The organism is Rhodococcus sp. T2V, assembly GCF_029269925.1.
Taxonomy (GTDB): domain Bacteria; phylum Actinomycetota; class Actinomycetes; order Mycobacteriales; family Mycobacteriaceae; genus Rhodococcus_F; species Rhodococcus_F koreensis.
Map to the genome: position 1 here is coordinate 1 of NZ_JARJBD010000407.1, position 468 is coordinate 468.

1 pseudogene is annotated in these 468 nt (G+C 65.0%); it reads right to left on the bottom strand.

Annotated elements, in window-relative coordinates:
- Positions 1-468: pseudogene (locus P3H15_RS54605) on the bottom strand (arsenical-resistance protein); the annotation flags it as partial.

Below are 468 nucleotides of genomic sequence, written 5' to 3' on the forward strand. Positions count from 1 at the left end.
GGGCGTAGCCGCCGCCCCACATGATCGCGAAGTACGCGAGCAAGGGAATGGCGATTCGGACGACGTCCCAGGGCCGGGAGGTGATCTGGTCGCCCTGCAGGGCGAAGAGAATCACGATGGTGAACAGCAGACCGTAGAGCGCCCACGGCCCGATCTTCGGAATGAACGTGGTTTCGTACCAGGTGCGGCCCTTGGCCTTCTCGCCGAACCGGCGGGTCAGGTAACCGGCCAATAGCGGGATCCCCAGGAAGATCAGCACCGACTTTGCGATCTGCCACGGCGAGGTGTCGATGGTGGTCTGCTCGAGACCCAGCCAACCGGGCAGCACGGACAGGTAGAACCAGCCGAGGGCGGCGAACATGATCACCTGGAACACCGAGTTGATCGCCACCAGGACGGCGGCGGCCTCCCGATCGCCGCAGGCGAGGTCGTTCCAGATGATGACCATGGCGATGCAGCGGGCCAGGC